The 14,596-nt window shown below is 65.7% G+C and carries 14 protein-coding genes; 8 read left to right on the top strand and 6 right to left on the bottom strand.

All coding sequences use genetic code 11. The features are described from left to right. Positions 1-131 precede the first annotated feature (131 nt). Positions 132-1,439, bottom strand: coding sequence for an isocitrate lyase (gene aceA / locus JNB89_RS08060; protein ID WP_013338852.1), 1,308 nt, complete (start codon positions 1,437-1,439; stop codon positions 132-134). Between the two features lie 225 nt (positions 1,440-1,664). Between aceA and JNB89_RS08055 the strand changes: the two genes are divergently transcribed. Continuing rightward, positions 1,665-1,883, top strand: a complete 219-nt coding sequence (locus JNB89_RS08055; RefSeq protein ID WP_220361861.1) for a hypothetical protein — start codon at positions 1,665-1,667, stop codon at positions 1,881-1,883. Between the two features lie 52 nt (positions 1,884-1,935). Here JNB89_RS08055 and JNB89_RS08050 read toward each other — a convergent pair whose 3' ends face one another. Continuing rightward, positions 1,936-3,528, bottom strand: a complete 1,593-nt coding sequence (locus tag JNB89_RS08050) for a DEAD/DEAH box helicase (RefSeq protein WP_220361860.1) — start codon at positions 3,526-3,528, stop codon at positions 1,936-1,938. Positions 3,529-4,038: 510 nt separating this feature from the next. Next, positions 4,039-4,308, bottom strand: a complete 270-nt coding sequence (locus JNB89_RS08045) for an acyl-CoA-binding protein (protein WP_135894537.1) — start codon at positions 4,306-4,308, stop codon at positions 4,039-4,041. Between the two features lie 170 nt (positions 4,309-4,478). Here JNB89_RS08045 and tsaB point away from each other — a divergent pair, with 170 nt between their 5' ends. The 4 genes from tsaB to JNB89_RS08025 are packed head-to-tail and all read left to right on the top strand — an operon-like array spanning position 4,479 to position 7,885. Continuing rightward, complete coding sequence (tsaB, locus tag JNB89_RS08040) at positions 4,479-5,348, top strand: tRNA (adenosine(37)-N6)-threonylcarbamoyltransferase complex dimerization subunit type 1 TsaB (protein ID WP_220361859.1); 870 nt, start codon at positions 4,479-4,481, stop codon at positions 5,346-5,348. Further along, a complete protein-coding gene (gene rimI / locus JNB89_RS08035; protein ID WP_135894473.1) occupies positions 5,345-5,839 on the top strand; it encodes a ribosomal protein S18-alanine N-acetyltransferase in 495 nt (164 codons plus the stop codon). The genes tsaB and rimI overlap by 4 nt, the downstream gene beginning before the upstream one ends. Next, positions 5,826-6,854 carry a uracil-DNA glycosylase gene (locus tag JNB89_RS08030; protein WP_220361858.1) on the top strand — a complete coding sequence of 343 codons (1,029 nt, stop codon included), beginning with the start codon at positions 5,826-5,828 and terminating at the stop codon, positions 6,852-6,854. Before rimI ends, JNB89_RS08030 begins: the two co-directional genes overlap by 14 nt. Then, positions 6,851-7,885, top strand: coding sequence for a DUF1853 family protein (locus tag JNB89_RS08025; protein ID WP_220361857.1), 1,035 nt, complete (start codon positions 6,851-6,853; stop codon positions 7,883-7,885). The genes JNB89_RS08030 and JNB89_RS08025 overlap by 4 nt, the downstream gene beginning before the upstream one ends. A 9-nt stretch (positions 7,886-7,894) precedes the next feature. Here JNB89_RS08025 and thiD read toward each other — a convergent pair whose 3' ends face one another. Together thiD and lplT are read right to left on the bottom strand one after the other, a co-directional pair. Beyond that, positions 7,895-8,704, bottom strand: a complete 810-nt coding sequence (gene thiD, locus JNB89_RS08020) for a bifunctional hydroxymethylpyrimidine kinase/phosphomethylpyrimidine kinase (protein WP_220361856.1) — start codon at positions 8,702-8,704, stop codon at positions 7,895-7,897. Positions 8,705-8,837: 133 nt separating this feature from the next. Further along, entirely contained in the window at positions 8,838-10,145 is a 1,308-nt protein-coding gene (lplT, locus tag JNB89_RS08015; protein WP_220361855.1) for a lysophospholipid transporter LplT, read from the bottom strand. 218 nt (positions 10,146-10,363) lie between these two features. On the opposite strand from lplT, the gene alr reads away from it, so the two are divergent. From alr to JNB89_RS08000, 3 genes are all read left to right on the top strand, one after another. Continuing rightward, positions 10,364-11,434, top strand: coding sequence for an alanine racemase (alr, locus tag JNB89_RS08010; protein WP_013338861.1), 1,071 nt, complete (start codon positions 10,364-10,366; stop codon positions 11,432-11,434). Positions 11,435-11,570: 136 nt separating this feature from the next. Continuing rightward, positions 11,571-12,947, top strand: coding sequence for a DNA repair protein RadA (gene radA / locus JNB89_RS08005; protein ID WP_220361854.1), 1,377 nt, complete (start codon positions 11,571-11,573; stop codon positions 12,945-12,947). Positions 12,948-13,098: 151 nt separating this feature from the next. Further along, positions 13,099-13,377, top strand: coding sequence for a DUF2866 domain-containing protein (locus JNB89_RS08000; RefSeq protein ID WP_220361853.1), 279 nt, complete (start codon positions 13,099-13,101; stop codon positions 13,375-13,377). Between the two features lie 19 nt (positions 13,378-13,396). On the opposite strand, the gene JNB89_RS07995 is transcribed toward JNB89_RS08000, so the two are convergent. Further along, positions 13,397-14,551, bottom strand: a complete 1,155-nt coding sequence (locus JNB89_RS07995; RefSeq protein ID WP_222858927.1) for a CaiB/BaiF CoA transferase family protein — start codon at positions 14,549-14,551, stop codon at positions 13,397-13,399. Between the last annotated feature and the right edge of the window lie 45 nt (positions 14,552-14,596).

The raw sequence follows: 14,596 nt of genomic DNA, 5'->3' as shown, positions 1-14,596 counted from the left end.
ACGCAAGCGCTGCGTCCGCTGCCGGCCGTCTATCCGGCCCGCGTCTTCCTGATCGGGCCGCGTGGCCGCGTGGCGCTGAAGCCGCGAGGCCGTGATGCGACGTGTCAGGCGGCCCGGTTGCGCGATTCCAGTCACGCAACCTTCTTGTCGAAGAACTGTTCGTCTTCGGTCGAGCCGTGCAGCGCGGTAGTCGACGCTTCGCGCTCCACCGTCTGCGTGACCGCGTCGAAATAGCCGGTGCCCACTTCGCGCTGATGCTTGACTGCCGTAAAGCCCTTTTCCGCTGCCGCGAATTCGGCCTGCTGCATCTCGACGAACGCAGTCATCTGGTTGCGGGCGTAGCCGTGCGCGAGGTTGAACATCGAGTAGTTCAGCGCATGGAAGCCGGCCAGCGTGATGAACTGGAACTTGTAGCCCATCGCGCCCAGTTCGCGCTGGAACTTGGCGATGGTCGCGTCGTCCAGATTCTTCTTCCAGTTGAACGACGGCGAGCAGTTGTAGGACAGCAGCTGATCCGGGTACTCCTTGTGGATCGCGTCGGCGAATTTCTTCGCGAACTCAAGGTCCGGCTTGCCCGTCTCGCACCAGATCATGTCGGCGTACGGCGCGTAGGCGAGGCCGCGCGAAATCGCCTGCTCGAGACCCGGCTTCGTGCGGTAGAAACCTTCGACGGTGCGCTCGCCGGTCATGAACGGCTTGTCGTTTTCGTCCACGTCCGAGGTGATCAGATCGGCGGCTTCGGCATCGGTGCGGGCGAGCAGCACGGTCGGCACGCCCGAGACGTCGGCAGCCAGACGCGCGGCGGTGAGCTTGGCGATGTTTTCGCGCGTCGGCACGAGCACCTTGCCGCCCATGTGGCCGCATTTCTTCACCGAGGCGAGCTGATCCTCGAAGTGCACGCCAGCGGCGCCGGCTTCGATCATCGCCTTCATCAGCTCGAACGCGTTCAGCACGCCGCCAAAACCGGCTTCCGCGTCGGCGACGATCGGCGCGAAATAGTCGATGTAGCCTTCGTCGCCCGGATTCTTGCCTTCGGACCACTGAATCTGGTCGGCCCGGGTGAGCGTGTTGTTGATGCGCTTGACGACGAGCGGCACGGAGTTCGCCGGGTAGAGCGACTGGTCGGGGTACATTTCGCCGGCCACGTTCGCATCGCCCGCGACCTGCCAGCCTGACAGGTAGATCGCTTTCAGGCCGGCCTTGACCTGTTGCATCGCCTGATTGCCGGTCAGAGCGCCGAGCGAGTTGACGAACGGCTCCGTATTCACGCTATGCCAGAGCTTTTCGGCGCCGCGTTTGGCGAGCGTGTGCTCGACCTGCACGGAGCCGCGCAGACGGATCACGTCTTCGGCGGTGTAGGTGCGCTTCACGCCTTTCCAGCGCGGATCGGTTTCCCATTGCTGTTGAAGTTGGCGGGCCTGTTCTTCGCGCGTCGTCATGGTTTTCTCCTTGGTTGCCTGATAAACGGATGGTGGACTCTGTCTTCGCCGCAACGAGGCCCCGGATTCAGCAGAAGAGGCGTTTCGTTTCGTGAAGTCTTATATAAGAGTCTAGGCAAATCGGCAGGCGCGCAACAGTCAATGAGGAGGGATTCTCGAATTATTATTCTATAGATATATCAATGGGTTATATTGTTTATTTCACATAGAGAAACGATTTTTCCCATGCTGCAACACGGTCCGTTGTGCCTTGCAGCACGATTTTTTACGACGCAAAAATTTTTTCCATATCGTGAAATATCGGTGGCGGCGCGCCGCAGGCGAAAAAAAACCGGTGCATGGGCACCGGTTCTTCGAATCGACCAGCGGCTGCAAAGCGCTGCCGGGGTCTTGCTGCTTGTTGCTACGTTGCTTGCATCAGCCGGAAAAGGGCTGCCGCCGTGAGGTCGGCAAGCCACTGTCGGCTGGTTTCGCGAGCACTGTGGCTTGCGCCGTCTTAGCTGCCGCGACGTGCGGTACGCGGGCCGTCGCTGCGGCGTGCGCCGTAGCCGCCGTCACGCGAACCACCGTAGCCTTCGCGCGAACCGCTGCCCGACGGCTTGCCAGCCCAACCGCCGCCGCTGCCGCTGCGCGAGGCACCGTTGCCGCCCGGCTTGCCCGAGCCGCTACCGAAGCGGCGTCCGCCGCCATTGCCGCCCGGACGGCCGCGGCCGCCAAAGCCAGGACGGCCATTGCCCGACGGAGCCGACTTGCGCGGCTCGAAGCCTTCCACGACATTGACCGGCAGCGGGGTGCGCACGAAGCGCTCGATGCGCTTTAGCGCGCCCTGTTCGGCGTGATGCACGAGGCTCACCGCGATACCCGAGCGCCCGGCGCGGCCCGTGCGGCCGATGCGGTGCACGTAGTCTTCGGCGAACTTCGGCAGGTCGTAGTTGAACACGTGCGTGATGCCCGGAATGTCGATGCCGCGAGCGGCGACGTCCGTTGCGACCAGCACGCGCACGCGGCGCTCGCGCAACGCGCGGATCGTGCGGTTACGCGCGCCCTGCGGCAGGTCGCCGTGCAGTGCGGCCGATTCGAAGCCCGCGTCGGCGAGACGGCCGGCTAGCTGATCGGCGTCCATCTTGGTAGCCGTGAAGACGATAGCCTGGTCGAGGCCCGCGTCCCGCAGCAGATGGTCGAGCAAACGGTCCTTGTGGTCGCGGTCGTCGACGTAATGGACGGTTTGCGCGATGTTGGTACGCTGCTCCATGCGCTGAACGATCTCGATACGCTCCGGGTCCTTGAGCAGCCGGCCCGTCAGCGAACCGATCTTGCCGTCGAGCGTGGCCGAGAACAGCATGGTCTGACGCGTGGCCGGCGTGGCCGCGACGATCGTTTCGATATCTTCGATAAAGCCCATGTCGAGCATGCGGTCGGCTTCGTCGAGTACGAGAATCTGCAGTTGCGACAGATCGATACGGCCGCGCTCCAGGTGGTCGATCAGACGACCCGGCGTGGCAACCAGGATTTCCGGGTTCTTCGCCAGCAGCATCAGCTGTTGACCGTAAGCGACGCCGCCCAGAATGCTGACGGTGCGCAGGCGCTTCAGGTGCTTGCCGTAGGTAGCGGCGGCGGTGGTGACCTGCATCGCGAGTTCGCGGGTCGGCGTCAGAACCAGCATGGTCGGACGGGCAACCGGTTGCGGGCGGCGGCCACGGCCACCGTCGACCGGGCGCGGCTCGCGCGGCTGGCTGGCTTGCGCCTTTTGCAATTGCGAGAAACGTTCGATGGCGGGCAGCATGAACGCTGCGGTCTTGCCCGAACCGGTCGGGCTGGAGACCAGCAGGTCGCGGCCGGCGATGCCGGCGGGAACCGCGCGCTGCTGCACCGGCGTCGGGTTCTGGTAACCAGCGGCGGTCAGCGCGGAGACGACATCCGCGGACAGACCCAGCGACGCGAACGTCGGGCCGGCGGGCGCTGCGGCTTCAGCGGCGACGGCCGGTGCTGCCGCAGCGTTTGCAGCGGCTTGTGCGGGTGCGTCGGCGAAACCGAGGGCCTGGTCGGCGATGGCGTTCAACGGGCTGCTGGAAGTATTGCTCGAAGTCATGAGAATCCTCAAAACACAGGGAATTAAAACGTCGGCGCCAATCGGCATACCCAAGTCGTCGGATTCAGCGAGCAAAACAGCAGCGAGCAAATCGAAAAACGGGGGCAACTCGCGGCAATGAAGGCGAGTTTTTCGTTAGAAGCTGTATCGGATGCGACACGCCAACATGGCTTGCCGCCAGCCTGGGACATGATCGCCCGTAGGGGGCTAGGCAGGAGGGGACAGGTTCTAAACTGGATTGGAGCTAAACGCTACGAGGCGCTGCGCCGCAAAGGCCGCTTGTGAAAGCCGGGCAAAGCAGTGAAGCGCAGGCGACATTGTATAGGTATTTGCTGCACTGCGCCACTGTTAGGAGATTTCCTAGCGCAAAAGTTGCCGCGCGCGGCGAGCGGCGCCTCGCAAGCGGCAGTCAGACGGCGCGCTCGCCTCGCGCGCCGCAGTCGCGCCGGGCACGCCGCAGCCGCGCTGCACGATCTCCTGGCAAGGCAATCCGCCCGTGCGATCAAACCGTCAGGCAGCAGTGCCGCTCTTCAGCGATTCAACCAGTTCTACGTATTGCTGCTTGGCCGCGTCCTGCGCGGTGCCTTTCAACGCGGCCCACGCGTCGTACTTGTATTTGCCGACAATGTCGGCAAAACCCGGCTTGTCGCCATGCACGTCGCCTTCGCTCCCCTGCTTGTAGAGGGCGTAGAGGCGCAGCAACGTGAGGTTGCCCGGGCGCTCGGGCAATTGCTTGACGTCTTCCTGAGCTTGCGTGAACTGGGTGTCGAGGTCCGTCATCTTGGTGCTCTCCGGCAGGATGGTCAGGTGGCCGACGATCATAACAATTGCATGGCGCGGCGTGGCCGAGGGCTTATTCCAAACGCCACGAGCCGGGAGCAGCAGACGCGCTGCGACGACCGCGCGGCCAAAGCGCATCTATGCGCGCGGCGCCGATTACAATACGGTCCATGACTCAAACCGTGCTTCTCGCCCTCGATACCTCCACCGAATTCTGCTCGGTAGCGCTGCTCGCTACTGCCGGCGACGCCGCCGGCCATGCTGGCGCCAAGCCGCGCGCATGGGTCCGTCACGAAGAAACGGGCGCCGTGTCCAGCACGCGGCTTCTGCCCGCGATCCGCGAACTGTTCGCCGAAGCCGGGCTGACGCTCGCCGACTGCAACGCGATCGCGTTCGGCTCCGGCCCAGGCTCCTTTACCGGGCTGCGCACCGCGACGGGCGTCGCACAAGGGCTCGCCTTCGGCCTCGATCTGCCGGTGGTGCCGGTCAGCACCCTGCTCGTGTGCGCCGAAAGCGCGCGGCACCGCGATCCGGGCGCAACGCGCGTGCTCGCCGCGCTCGACGCACGCATGGACGAGATCTACTGGGCCGACTACGCGTGGGACGACGCGCAAGGCGAATGGCGTGTCGTGCACGGCGCGTCGCTCGATACGCCCGAACGTCTGCTGTTTCCGGACGAACCGTTCACGCTTGCGGGCAATGCCGCGGCGGCTTTCGGCTCACGTATCGTCGGCACGGCGGCGGCCGCCGCCCGAAGCGTCGATGGAGATGCGTTGCCGCACGCTCTGCCGCTCGCGCACGCGGCGCTGCGCGCCTTCCGCGCGGGCCGCACAGTGCCCGCTGATCAGGCCGCGCCGGAATACGTGCGCAACAAGGTCGCGCAGACCACGGCGGAGCGCATGGCGGAGAAAGCCGCCAAGGCTACCCAGGCCACCCAAGCCACCCCGGCGGCCCAGACCACCGAAGCCACCCAAGCCGCCAATGCACGTCAAACTGCGGCGCTCGAGCACGGCCCCGAATCGCGCGAGGGACGGCCATGAGCGGCGTGCTGCTGGCGGACCGCTACATGTCGCCGATGACCGAAGGCGATCTGGACGAAGTGGCCGCCATCGAAAAGCTCGCCTATGAATTCCCCTGGAGCCGCGGCAATTTCGGCGACTCGCTGCGCAACGGCTATTTCGGCGTTTGTCTGCGGCACGTCACAGGGACGCTGATCGGCTATTGCGTGCTGATGCCCGTGGTCGACGAAATGCATCTGCTCAATCTGTGCGTGGCGCCCGCCGCGCAAGGCGCGGGCGCCGGACTCGCGCTGCTGCGCGAAGCCGTGCGTATTACCCGCGCGGAAAAGCTCGACGGAGTGTTGCTCGAAGTGCGGCCGTCGAATCATCGCGCGATCCGGCTGTACGAGCGTTTCGGCTTCACGTCGATCGGCCGGCGCAAGAACTATTATCCGGCGCGGCATCGCAGCCGGGAGGACGCCATCGTGATGCGTTTATCGTTTGTCAGGGAGGGCGCAGATGGCGCTGCATGAATCGATGCTGGAAGAGTTCGGCCTCGCGCCGCGCTGGGTGCGTCGCGGGATGGCGGTGGGGCACGAGTCTGCTGCCGCGCAGGAGCAGGCGGCGGCGCGGGAAACCGGGCTCGCGCCGGAGCGGGCGGTCGCGCGCGGACCGGCCGTGGCGCACGAACCGGCCGTCGCACAGCACTCTTCGGTGACAGCGCAAAGGGCTGTCGCACATGAAGCTTCCGTGCCTCCCGCCCAACCGTCGCGCGCGCCCGAGCCACAGCGCGCGCCGCCCGGCACTGCGAGCGGTGACCCACAGCCTGCGCAAGCGAGTCCCAGCGCCGAACCTTTCGCGTTCGACGCTCCGCCCGACGACGGCTTCGCCTGGTTCGACGACCTGCCGCTCCATCCGCCGGGCGAGTCCGACGCCGCCGTGCCGGCGCCGCCGGCCGTCAACACGCTCGACTGGGACGCGCTCAGCGAGCGCGTCGCGACCTGCGAACGCTGCCGGCTGTGCGAGAAGCGCACGAAGACCGTGTTCGGCGTTGGCGACCGCCAGGCCGACTGGATGCTGATCGGCGAAGCGCCGGGCGAGAACGAGGACCGCGTGGGCGAGCCGTTCGTCGGCCAGGCGGGCAAGCTGCTCGACAATATGCTGCGTTCGCTGACGCTCGCGCGCGGCGCTAACGTGTATATCGCCAACGTCATCAAGTGCCGCCCGCCGGGCAATCGCAATCCCGAGCCCGACGAAGTCGCGCGCTGCGAACCGTATCTGCAACGCCAGGTGGCGCTCGTCAAGCCCAAGCTGATTGTCGCGCTTGGCCGCTTCGCCGCGCAAAGTCTGCTCAAGACCGACGCGAGCATTTCGTCGCTGCGCGGGCGCGTCCACGAATACGAGGGCGTGCCGGTGGTCGTCACGTATCACCCGGCTTATCTGTTGCGCAGCCTGCCAGACAAGGCCAAGGCGTGGGCCGACCTGTGCCTTGCGCGCGATACATGGCGCGGGGGCGGCGGCGCGCCGTCGGATGCGCCGAAGCGGTGACCGTAGATCGATCGCCGGCGCGCCGGGCTGACGCGCTGCGCGCCGATCCCGCGATCCTTCGCAGCATGCTCGATACGCTGCATGATCCGGCAGTGCGCGATCTGACGTGGCTGTTATTGAGCGCCGATCTGTTGCGGGCACAACCACCGGCAGGCGAGCTGGCCACGCCGTTCGTTACGTCGGAGGAACTCGCCGCAACGCTCGAATTTCTACGCGCGCTCGATGCGGCGCCCGAGCCTCTGCAGCGCGATCTCGCCGCGACGCGCATCACGCGCCTCGGCCGCTACGCCGAACGCCTGCTCGGCTGGTTCCTGCAACATGGGCCGGCGGCGCGGCTCGTGGCGGCCGGCGTGCCGTTGCGGCGCGCTGGCGTCACGCTTGGCGAATGCGATTTTCTGCTCAGCACGCAGGAGGGCGCGCGGCTTCACTGGGAACTCGCGGTGAAGTGTTACTTGCATGCGGGCCAGGTCGACGCAGAGCATGCTGCTCATCGATCGGCGGCTGGATCCGCGCGACTATCCGACTACGTCGGCCCGAATCTGAAAGACCGCTTCGACCTCAAGCTCGCCCATCTGCTCGGTCATCAATTGCCGTTGAGCGCGCGGGACGAATTGGCGTCGGCGGGTTATCCCGGCTCGTGGACGCCGCAAATGTTCGTCAAAGGCTGGCTGTTTTATCGGCGTGACGAGGTGCCCCGCGATCCGGCCGAACTGAATCCCGGGCATAGCCGGGGCTGGTGGGTGACGCACAGCGAATGGCCGCAGTTTGCGCCAACGCGCGGCCCGCATTGGCGTGTGCTGCCGCGTCTCGAATGGCTCGCGCCGCGACGCCACCTGGCCGGGGAACGCGCGGCGGCCCACGCGCTTTTCGTCGACGCCACGACGCTTGCCGTTCACACCTCGCAGCAACCCACGCCGACGATGGTCGCCGCGTTCAGCGAAGACAGCGCGGGCAATCTGCTCGAACAGTCGCGCGGCTTCATCGTGCCCGACGACTGGCCGCAGCGAGCGCGAGAGTATGCCGGACAGTAGGGCGCCGGCTTACCACCATCGATAGAAATGATGTACCGGGCCGACGCCGCTGCCTACCTCCAGCCGATCGCTTGCCTGCAACGCGCCGGTCAGATACTGCTTGGCATCGGCGACGGCACTCGCGAGATCGTCGCGCTGCGGAATCAGTGCGGCAATCGCCGACGACAGCGTGCAGCCTGTTCCGTGCGTGTTCTTCACCGGCACGCGCGGGCCGCCCAGACGCAGCGTGCCGCTTTCCTGCACCAGCCAGTCGGGACTGTCGGCGGCGCCCAGATGGCCGCCTTTCATCAGCACCGCGCGCGCGCCCAGCGCACGCAGCGCCTCGCCTTGCTCGACCATCGCGGCTTCGTCGACAGCCGGCGGCACACCGCCAAGCAGCGCGGCGGCTTCGGGAAGATTCGGGGTCAACAGATCGGCGAGCGGCAGTAACTCGTCGCGCAGGGCCGCGACTGCATCCGGCAGCAGCAGCGCATGGTTGCTCTTGGAGATCATCACCGTGTCGAGCACGATACGCGCAGGCTTGTGACGGCGCAGCGCCTCGGCCACCGCACGCACGATCGACGCGTTCGCCAGCATGCCGATCTTCACGGCGTCGATGCGGATGTCGTCGAACACCGCGTCGAGTTGGGCAGTCACGAAGGCCGCGTCCGGCGCGTGGATCGCGCTCACGCCGCGCGTGTTCTGCGCGGTCAGCGCGGTGATCACGCTCGCGCCGTAAGCGCCGAGCGCGGAGAAGGCCTTCAGGTCGGCCTGAATGCCGGCGCCGCCGCCGGAGTCGGAACCGGCGATCGTCAGCACGTTGGGAATCGGTTGGGTCATGGCAGAGATGGCGAGGCGGACAGGCAAAGCAGAATAAGGGCGGCAGGCAGTCGGCCGGCCGCCATTGGCCGCGCGAGGCAAGCGGGCCGCACGCGGTTCGTTGCCTGCTTCGGTGCGTGGTTCGGTGCACGAGTCAGTGCTTCACTTCGCCGATCAGCGCAACCGAGTCGAACGCGCGCTGATTGGCCTGGTGACGCCGCATCACGAGCCACATCATCAGGCAGACGAAGGTGCCAAACAGCACGATGACTGCGGCGACCGGCACGTCGAGCCAGACGAGCACCGCGTACAGGCACAGCATGATCAGCACGGAGAGATTTTCGTTGAAGTTCTGCACGGCGATTGAATGTCCGGCCGACAGCAGCACGTGGCCGCGATGCTGGAGCAGCGCATTCATCGGCACCACGAAGAAGCCCGACAGGCCGCCGACCACCATCAGGAAAAGGTAGGCGAAGATCAGGTAACCCGGCACGTGCATGCGGCCGAAGTACAGGCCCCAGTGAGCCGGGAACAGGTGGCGCGTGTAGAACGCCATCAGCATGACGGCAACGCCCATCATGATGCCGACCGGCAGAACCGACAGCGACTTTTTCAGTGGCACGCGCGAAGCCGCGAAGATCGCGCCGCCCGCGACGCCGACCGCGACCACCGCCTGCAGGATTGCAGCTTCGGAAAGCGACATGCCGAGCGACACTTCCGCCCACTTCAGCACGATGAATTGCAGCGTGGCGCCCGCGCCCCAGAAGAGCGTGGTGACCGCGAGCGAAATCTGGCCGAGCTTGTCGCGCCACAGCACCACGAAACAGTCGGCGAAATCCGTGACGAGCCTGATCGGACCGTGTTCCTGTTTCGGATAACGCGCGCCGGTATCGGGAATGCGCAGATTGAAGAGTGCGGCGATCACGTAGATCACCATGATCACGAGCATGGCCGCTTCGGCGGGCGTGTTCACCGTGGGAATGTGGTGCCGCAAAATGGGCGCGGCAATATGCGGGCTGATCAGCGCGCCGCCCAGCACCGTGCCGAGAATGATCGAGCCGACCGTGGTGCCTTCGATCCAGCCGTTGGCGGCAACGAGGCGATCAGGCGGCAGCAGTTCCGTGAGAATGCCGTATTTGGCGGGAGAATATGCGGCCGCGCCGAAACCCACGATACCGTACGCAACCAGCGGATGCGCGCCGATCAGCATCGTGATGCAGCCGACCACCTTGATGGTGTTCGTGATGAACATGACGCGGCCTTTCGGGCGGGAATCGGCAAACGCGCCCACGAAGGCGGCGAGAACGACGTACGACAGCACAAAGAACAGCTTGAGCAGCGGCGTCATCCAGTTCGGGGCGTGTAGATCTTTCAGCAGTGCGATAGCGGCGATCAGAAGCGCATTGTCGGCCAGCGACGAAAAAAACTGCGCGGCCATGATGGTGTAAAAACCTTTTTTCATCTGATGCGATGCTGTCCTCGCTGCGGTCTGTCCGCCCCGGCCGTTTGTTATGCGTCCGGGCTTATGCCGTTCGAAATGGGTTGTGCGCACGGCTTTATATCATGAAAATAGCTGCATTCAGACTAGCAGAATCCTTGATCGCACCGCCCAGCGGGCTGCCGCGCGTTGAAAACGCCCTGTAAGCCGCTGATTCACAAGCGTCTTTACGAAAAAATTCCATGCCGCGCCCCCTCTCAGCCACGATTCACACCTCCGCCCTCGCCAATAACCTTGCCGTCGCGCGCCGCTATGCGCCAAAGTCGAAAATCTGGGCGGTCGTCAAGGCCAATGCCTACGGGCACGGGCTCGCGCGGGCGTTTCCGGGCTTGCGCGCAACCGACGGCTTTGGGTTGCTGGACCTGGAAGAAGCCGTGAAGTTGCGTGAATTGGGCTGGGCTGGTCCGATTCTTTTGCTGGAGGGCTTTTTTCGTCCGACGGATATCGACGTCATCGACCGCTACAGCCTCACCACGGCGCTGCATTCGGACGAGCAGTTGCGCATGCTCGAAATGGCGCGGTTATCCAAGCCGGTCAATATCCAGTTGAAAATGAACAGCGGCATGAACCGGCTCGGCTACACGCCGGAAAAATTCCGCGCGGCGTGGGAGCGGGCGCGCGCCTGCCAGGGCGTCGGCCAGATCACGCTGATGACCCATTTCTCCGACGCCGACAGCGAGCGCGGCGTTGCCCACCAGATGGAAGCGTTCGAGCGCGGCGCACAGGGCATTGCCGGCGCGCGCAGCCTCGCCAATTCGGCCGCCACGCTGTGGCATCCGCAATCGCATTTCGACTGGGTGCGCCCGGGCATCATCATGTATGGCGCGTCGCCTTCGGGCGTGTCCGCCGCCATCGAGGGCACCGGCCTGCAGCCGGCCATGACGCTCGCCTCCGAACTGATCGCCGTGCAGTCCGTCCCTGAAGGGCAGACGGTTGGTTACGGCTCGCTCTTCAAGGCGCGCGCGCCAATGCGCATCGGCGTGGTGGCGTGCGGCTACGCGGACGGTTATCCGCGCGTCGCGCCCGAAGGCACGCCCGTGATTGTGGACGGCGTGCGTACGCGGATCGTGGGGCGCGTGTCGATGGATATGCTGACCGTCGACCTCACGCCGGTGCCCACGGCGAACGTCGGCTCGCGGGTCGAACTGTGGGGCACCTCGCTACCCATCGACGACGTTGCGCGCGCGTGCGGCACCATCGGCTACGAGTTGATGTGCGCGGTTGCGCCGCGCGTACCCGTGCGCGCGGAGTGACGCGAGCGCAGCGGGGCGTTGTGCGCGCCGCTCGGTGCAGCGTGTGCCACGATGCACAGAATACCAGGACTGAAGCAGCACGACTGAAGCAGAACAACTGAAGCAGAACAACAAACAGTAACCCGGGCAGGAACGCGTGGCAAAAGCAAAAACGGTGTACGTATGCAGTGAATGCGGCGCGCAGTCGCCGAAATGGGCAGGGCAGTGTCCGTCGTGTCAGGCCTGGAACACGCTGGTGGAGTCGGTGGCCGAGGCGCCGTCCGCGCATCGCTTCCAGTCGCTCGCGAAAAGCGCACCCGTGCGGCGTCTCGCCGATATCGAAGCGTCCGACGTGCCACGCTTTTCCACGGGCGTCGGCGAATTCGACCGCGTGCTCGGCGGCGGCCTCGTGCCGGGCGGCGTGGTGCTGATCGGCGGCGACCCGGGCATCGGCAAATCCACGCTGTTGCTGCAGTCGCTTGCCGAAATCGCCGCCGACAGGCGTGCGCTGTACATCAGCGGCGAGGAATCGGCCGCCCAGATCGCGTTGCGCGCGCAACGCTTGTCGCTGCTCGAACCAGGTTCGAAAGCGAGCGAGCTCAAATTGCTCGCCGAAATCCAGCTCGAAAAAATCCAGGCGACGATTGCCGACGAGCGGCCCGACGTCGCCGTCATCGACTCGATTCAAACCGTCTATTCGGATGCGCTGACGTCGGCGCCGGGCTCGGTCGCGCAGGTTCGCGAATGCGCGGCGCAACTCACGCGTATCGCGAAGCAGTCGGGCGTCACGATCATCATGGTCGGCCACGTGACGAAAGAGGGCGCGCTCGCCGGGCCGCGCGTGCTCGAGCATATCGTCGACACGGTGCTGTACTTCGAGGGCGACACGCATTCGTCGTTCCGCCTCGTTCGCGCGATCAAGAACCGCTTCGGCGCGGTCAACGAACTGGGCGTGTTCGCGATGACCGAGCGCGGCTTACGCGGCGTCGCCAATCCGTCGGCGCTCTTTTTGTCGCAGCACGAGCAATCGGTGCCGGGTTCGTGCGTGCTGGTGACGCAGGAGGGCACACGGCCGCTGCTCGTCGAAGTGCAGGCGCTGGTCGACTCCGCCAACGCGCCGAATCCGCGGCGTCTTGCCGTCGGCCTCGAGCAGAACCGTCTTGCGATGCTGCTTGCGGTGCTGCACCGGCATGCGGGCATTGCCTGTTTCGATCAGGATGTGTTTCTCAACGCGGTGGGCGGCGTCAAGATCACAGAGCCGGCCGCAGACCTGGCGGTGTTGCTCGCGATTCATTCGTCCATGCGCAACAAGCCGCTGCCCAAAGGACTCGTGGTGTTCGGCGAAGTGGGGCTCGCCGGCGAGATCCGGCCGTCGCCGCGAGGCCAGGAGCGTCTGAAGGAAGCCGCCAAGCTCGGCTTTTCGGTGGCCGTCATTCCGAAGGCAAACGCGCCCAAGCAGCCGATAGAAGGCTTACAGGTGATTGCGGTCGAGCGCCTCGAACAGGCTATCGACCGGGTCCGCACGCTCGACTAGACAGGTCCCATGCCATTTGAGGTGGGCGCTGTCGCGCGCCTGCCGTAATGCGCGGTAAATATCTCCAGGTTGCCTGTAACCAACAAGCCCTTCCTTTTTCCTTAAGCTGCAAAGCTATTGCATCCCTTGATGCCTGAAAAAGGATCGCGCCTTGAAACAGTCACATGAAAACCTGGCCGAACGCCCGATACAGGTGCGCGGTTGCCGGGTCTCCGCGCCCATTCATCAACCTTGGGGCGGCGCTTGCCGGATCGTCGAGTGGATCGACCGCGCGGGGCAGATTTCTCGCCGCGTGGTAGCCGGCGACGCGACCGCCGCCGACGTGCGCGCCACGATCAATCGCCACGTGGAAGGCCGCAAGCACGTGCTTTACGACGACGAAAAGACGCCGCGTCAAACCTTGCCGCGCCAAACGGCGGCGCGGCGGTAGTCGCGGGCGGGCACGGGACTCAGGTACGCGGGCGGGGCATCCCTAGCCCTTTGTCTTGCCCGGTGTGCGGGTCGGGCTCATGGTTTTCTTCATGAGCCTGATCCGTTTGATCGCCCCGATTCGCCTCGAGCGCTGCACGCGCCTCGGGATTGAAGAGCGGATGCCGCGCCGCTTCGGCTGCGCTCAACACCGGCGACACACAGCAGTCGAGCGGCTCGAGCAGCGCGACCCATTCGTCGAGTGCGCGCGTGCCGAACAAATCGGCCAGTTCCTGCATCAGGGACTCGGCGTCCGGGCCGCCGATCGCCTGACCGAGGCTCCAATGGCGCGTCGCCCACTCCGGGCGGTCGAGCGCCATGCACAGGTTTTCCCAGAATTTCAGCTCCAGCGCGCCGACCGCAAGCCAGCGGCCGTCCTGCGTGCGGTACAGGTTGTAGCAGGGCACGCCGCCATTGAGCAGGCCGTGGCCCGCGCCTGTCGTTTCGGTGGCCGGCCGCGCGGCGTCTGCTGCCGCGTTCTCGTTGGCCAGTGCGACTTGCGCCACCACGTTGTGCGCGTGCGTGGCGTGCGTCATCGAAACGTCGACGAAACGGCCCTCGCCGCCGCGCGACACATGCCACAACGCGGCGAGAATCTGCGTGACGGCGCTGAGCGCGCCGCCGAGCAGATCGGCGATCTGGAAATTGGGCACGATTGGCGTGCCGTCGCGGCTCAGGAGCTGGTCGAGAACGCCTGCGTAGCCGATGTAGTTCAGGTCGTGCCCCGCATGACCGGCGAATGGGCCGCTCGCGCCATAGCCGCTGATCGCGCAGTACACGAGCCGCGGATTGACCGCGCGCAGCGTCGCGTAGCCCACGCCGAGCCGGTCCATCACGCCAGGGCGGAAGCTCTCGATCAGAACGTCTGCTTCGGCTGCGAGCGCGCGCAGCACATTGCGTCCCGCTTCCGACTTCAGGTCGAGGCGCGTCTCGCGCTTGCCGCGATTGACGAGCCGGTAAAACGCCCCAGGCCGCCCGGCTACGCGGTCGCTCGACGACTGCATCATCGTGCGAGTCGGGTCGCCGGCCCCCGGCGCTTCTATTTTCAGCACTTCGGCGCCGAGTTCCGCGAGCCGCAGCGCGGCAACCGGACCCGGCAGCAGGCGCGTGAGGTCCAGCACGCGCAGTCCCTGCAAGGGAGGCGGCGCGACCTCCGCTTTCGCGGAGTCGCCAGAAGGCGC

Origin of the sequence: Paraburkholderia phenoliruptrix, assembly GCF_019511605.1 — a bacterium.
GTDB classification, from domain to species: Bacteria; Pseudomonadota; Gammaproteobacteria; order Burkholderiales; family Burkholderiaceae; genus Paraburkholderia; species Paraburkholderia phenoliruptrix_A.
The sequence above is the reverse complement of the archived record's forward strand: the minus strand, read 5'-3'. Positions and strand labels throughout refer to the sequence as shown.

Excerpts from the sequence above, each read along its gene's own strand:
- rimI (WP_135894473.1), top strand. The coding sequence starts at position 5,345 with ATGAGCGGCGTGCTGCTGGCGGACCGCTACATGTCGCCGATGACCGAA.
- JNB89_RS08055 (WP_220361861.1), top strand. The coding sequence starts at position 1,665 with ATGCTGCAACACGGTCCGTTGTGCCTTGCAGCACGATTTTTTACGACG.
- alr (WP_013338861.1), top strand. The coding sequence starts at position 10,364 with ATGCCGCGCCCCCTCTCAGCCACGATTCACACCTCCGCCCTCGCCAAT.
- tsaB (WP_220361859.1), top strand. The coding sequence starts at position 4,479 with ATGACTCAAACCGTGCTTCTCGCCCTCGATACCTCCACCGAATTCTGC.
- JNB89_RS08050 (WP_220361860.1), bottom strand. The coding sequence starts at position 3,528 with ATGACTTCGAGCAATACTTCCAGCAGCCCGTTGAACGCCATCGCCGAC.
- aceA (WP_013338852.1), bottom strand. The coding sequence starts at position 1,439 with ATGACGACGCGCGAAGAACAGGCCCGCCAACTTCAACAGCAATGGGAA.
- thiD (WP_220361856.1), bottom strand. The coding sequence starts at position 8,704 with ATGACCCAACCGATTCCCAACGTGCTGACGATCGCCGGTTCCGACTCC.
- lplT (WP_220361855.1), bottom strand. The coding sequence starts at position 10,145 with ATGAAAAAAGGTTTTTACACCATCATGGCCGCGCAGTTTTTTTCGTCG.
- JNB89_RS08030 (WP_220361858.1), top strand. The coding sequence starts at position 5,826 with ATGGCGCTGCATGAATCGATGCTGGAAGAGTTCGGCCTCGCGCCGCGC.
- JNB89_RS08045 (WP_135894537.1), bottom strand. The coding sequence starts at position 4,308 with ATGACGGACCTCGACACCCAGTTCACGCAAGCTCAGGAAGACGTCAAG.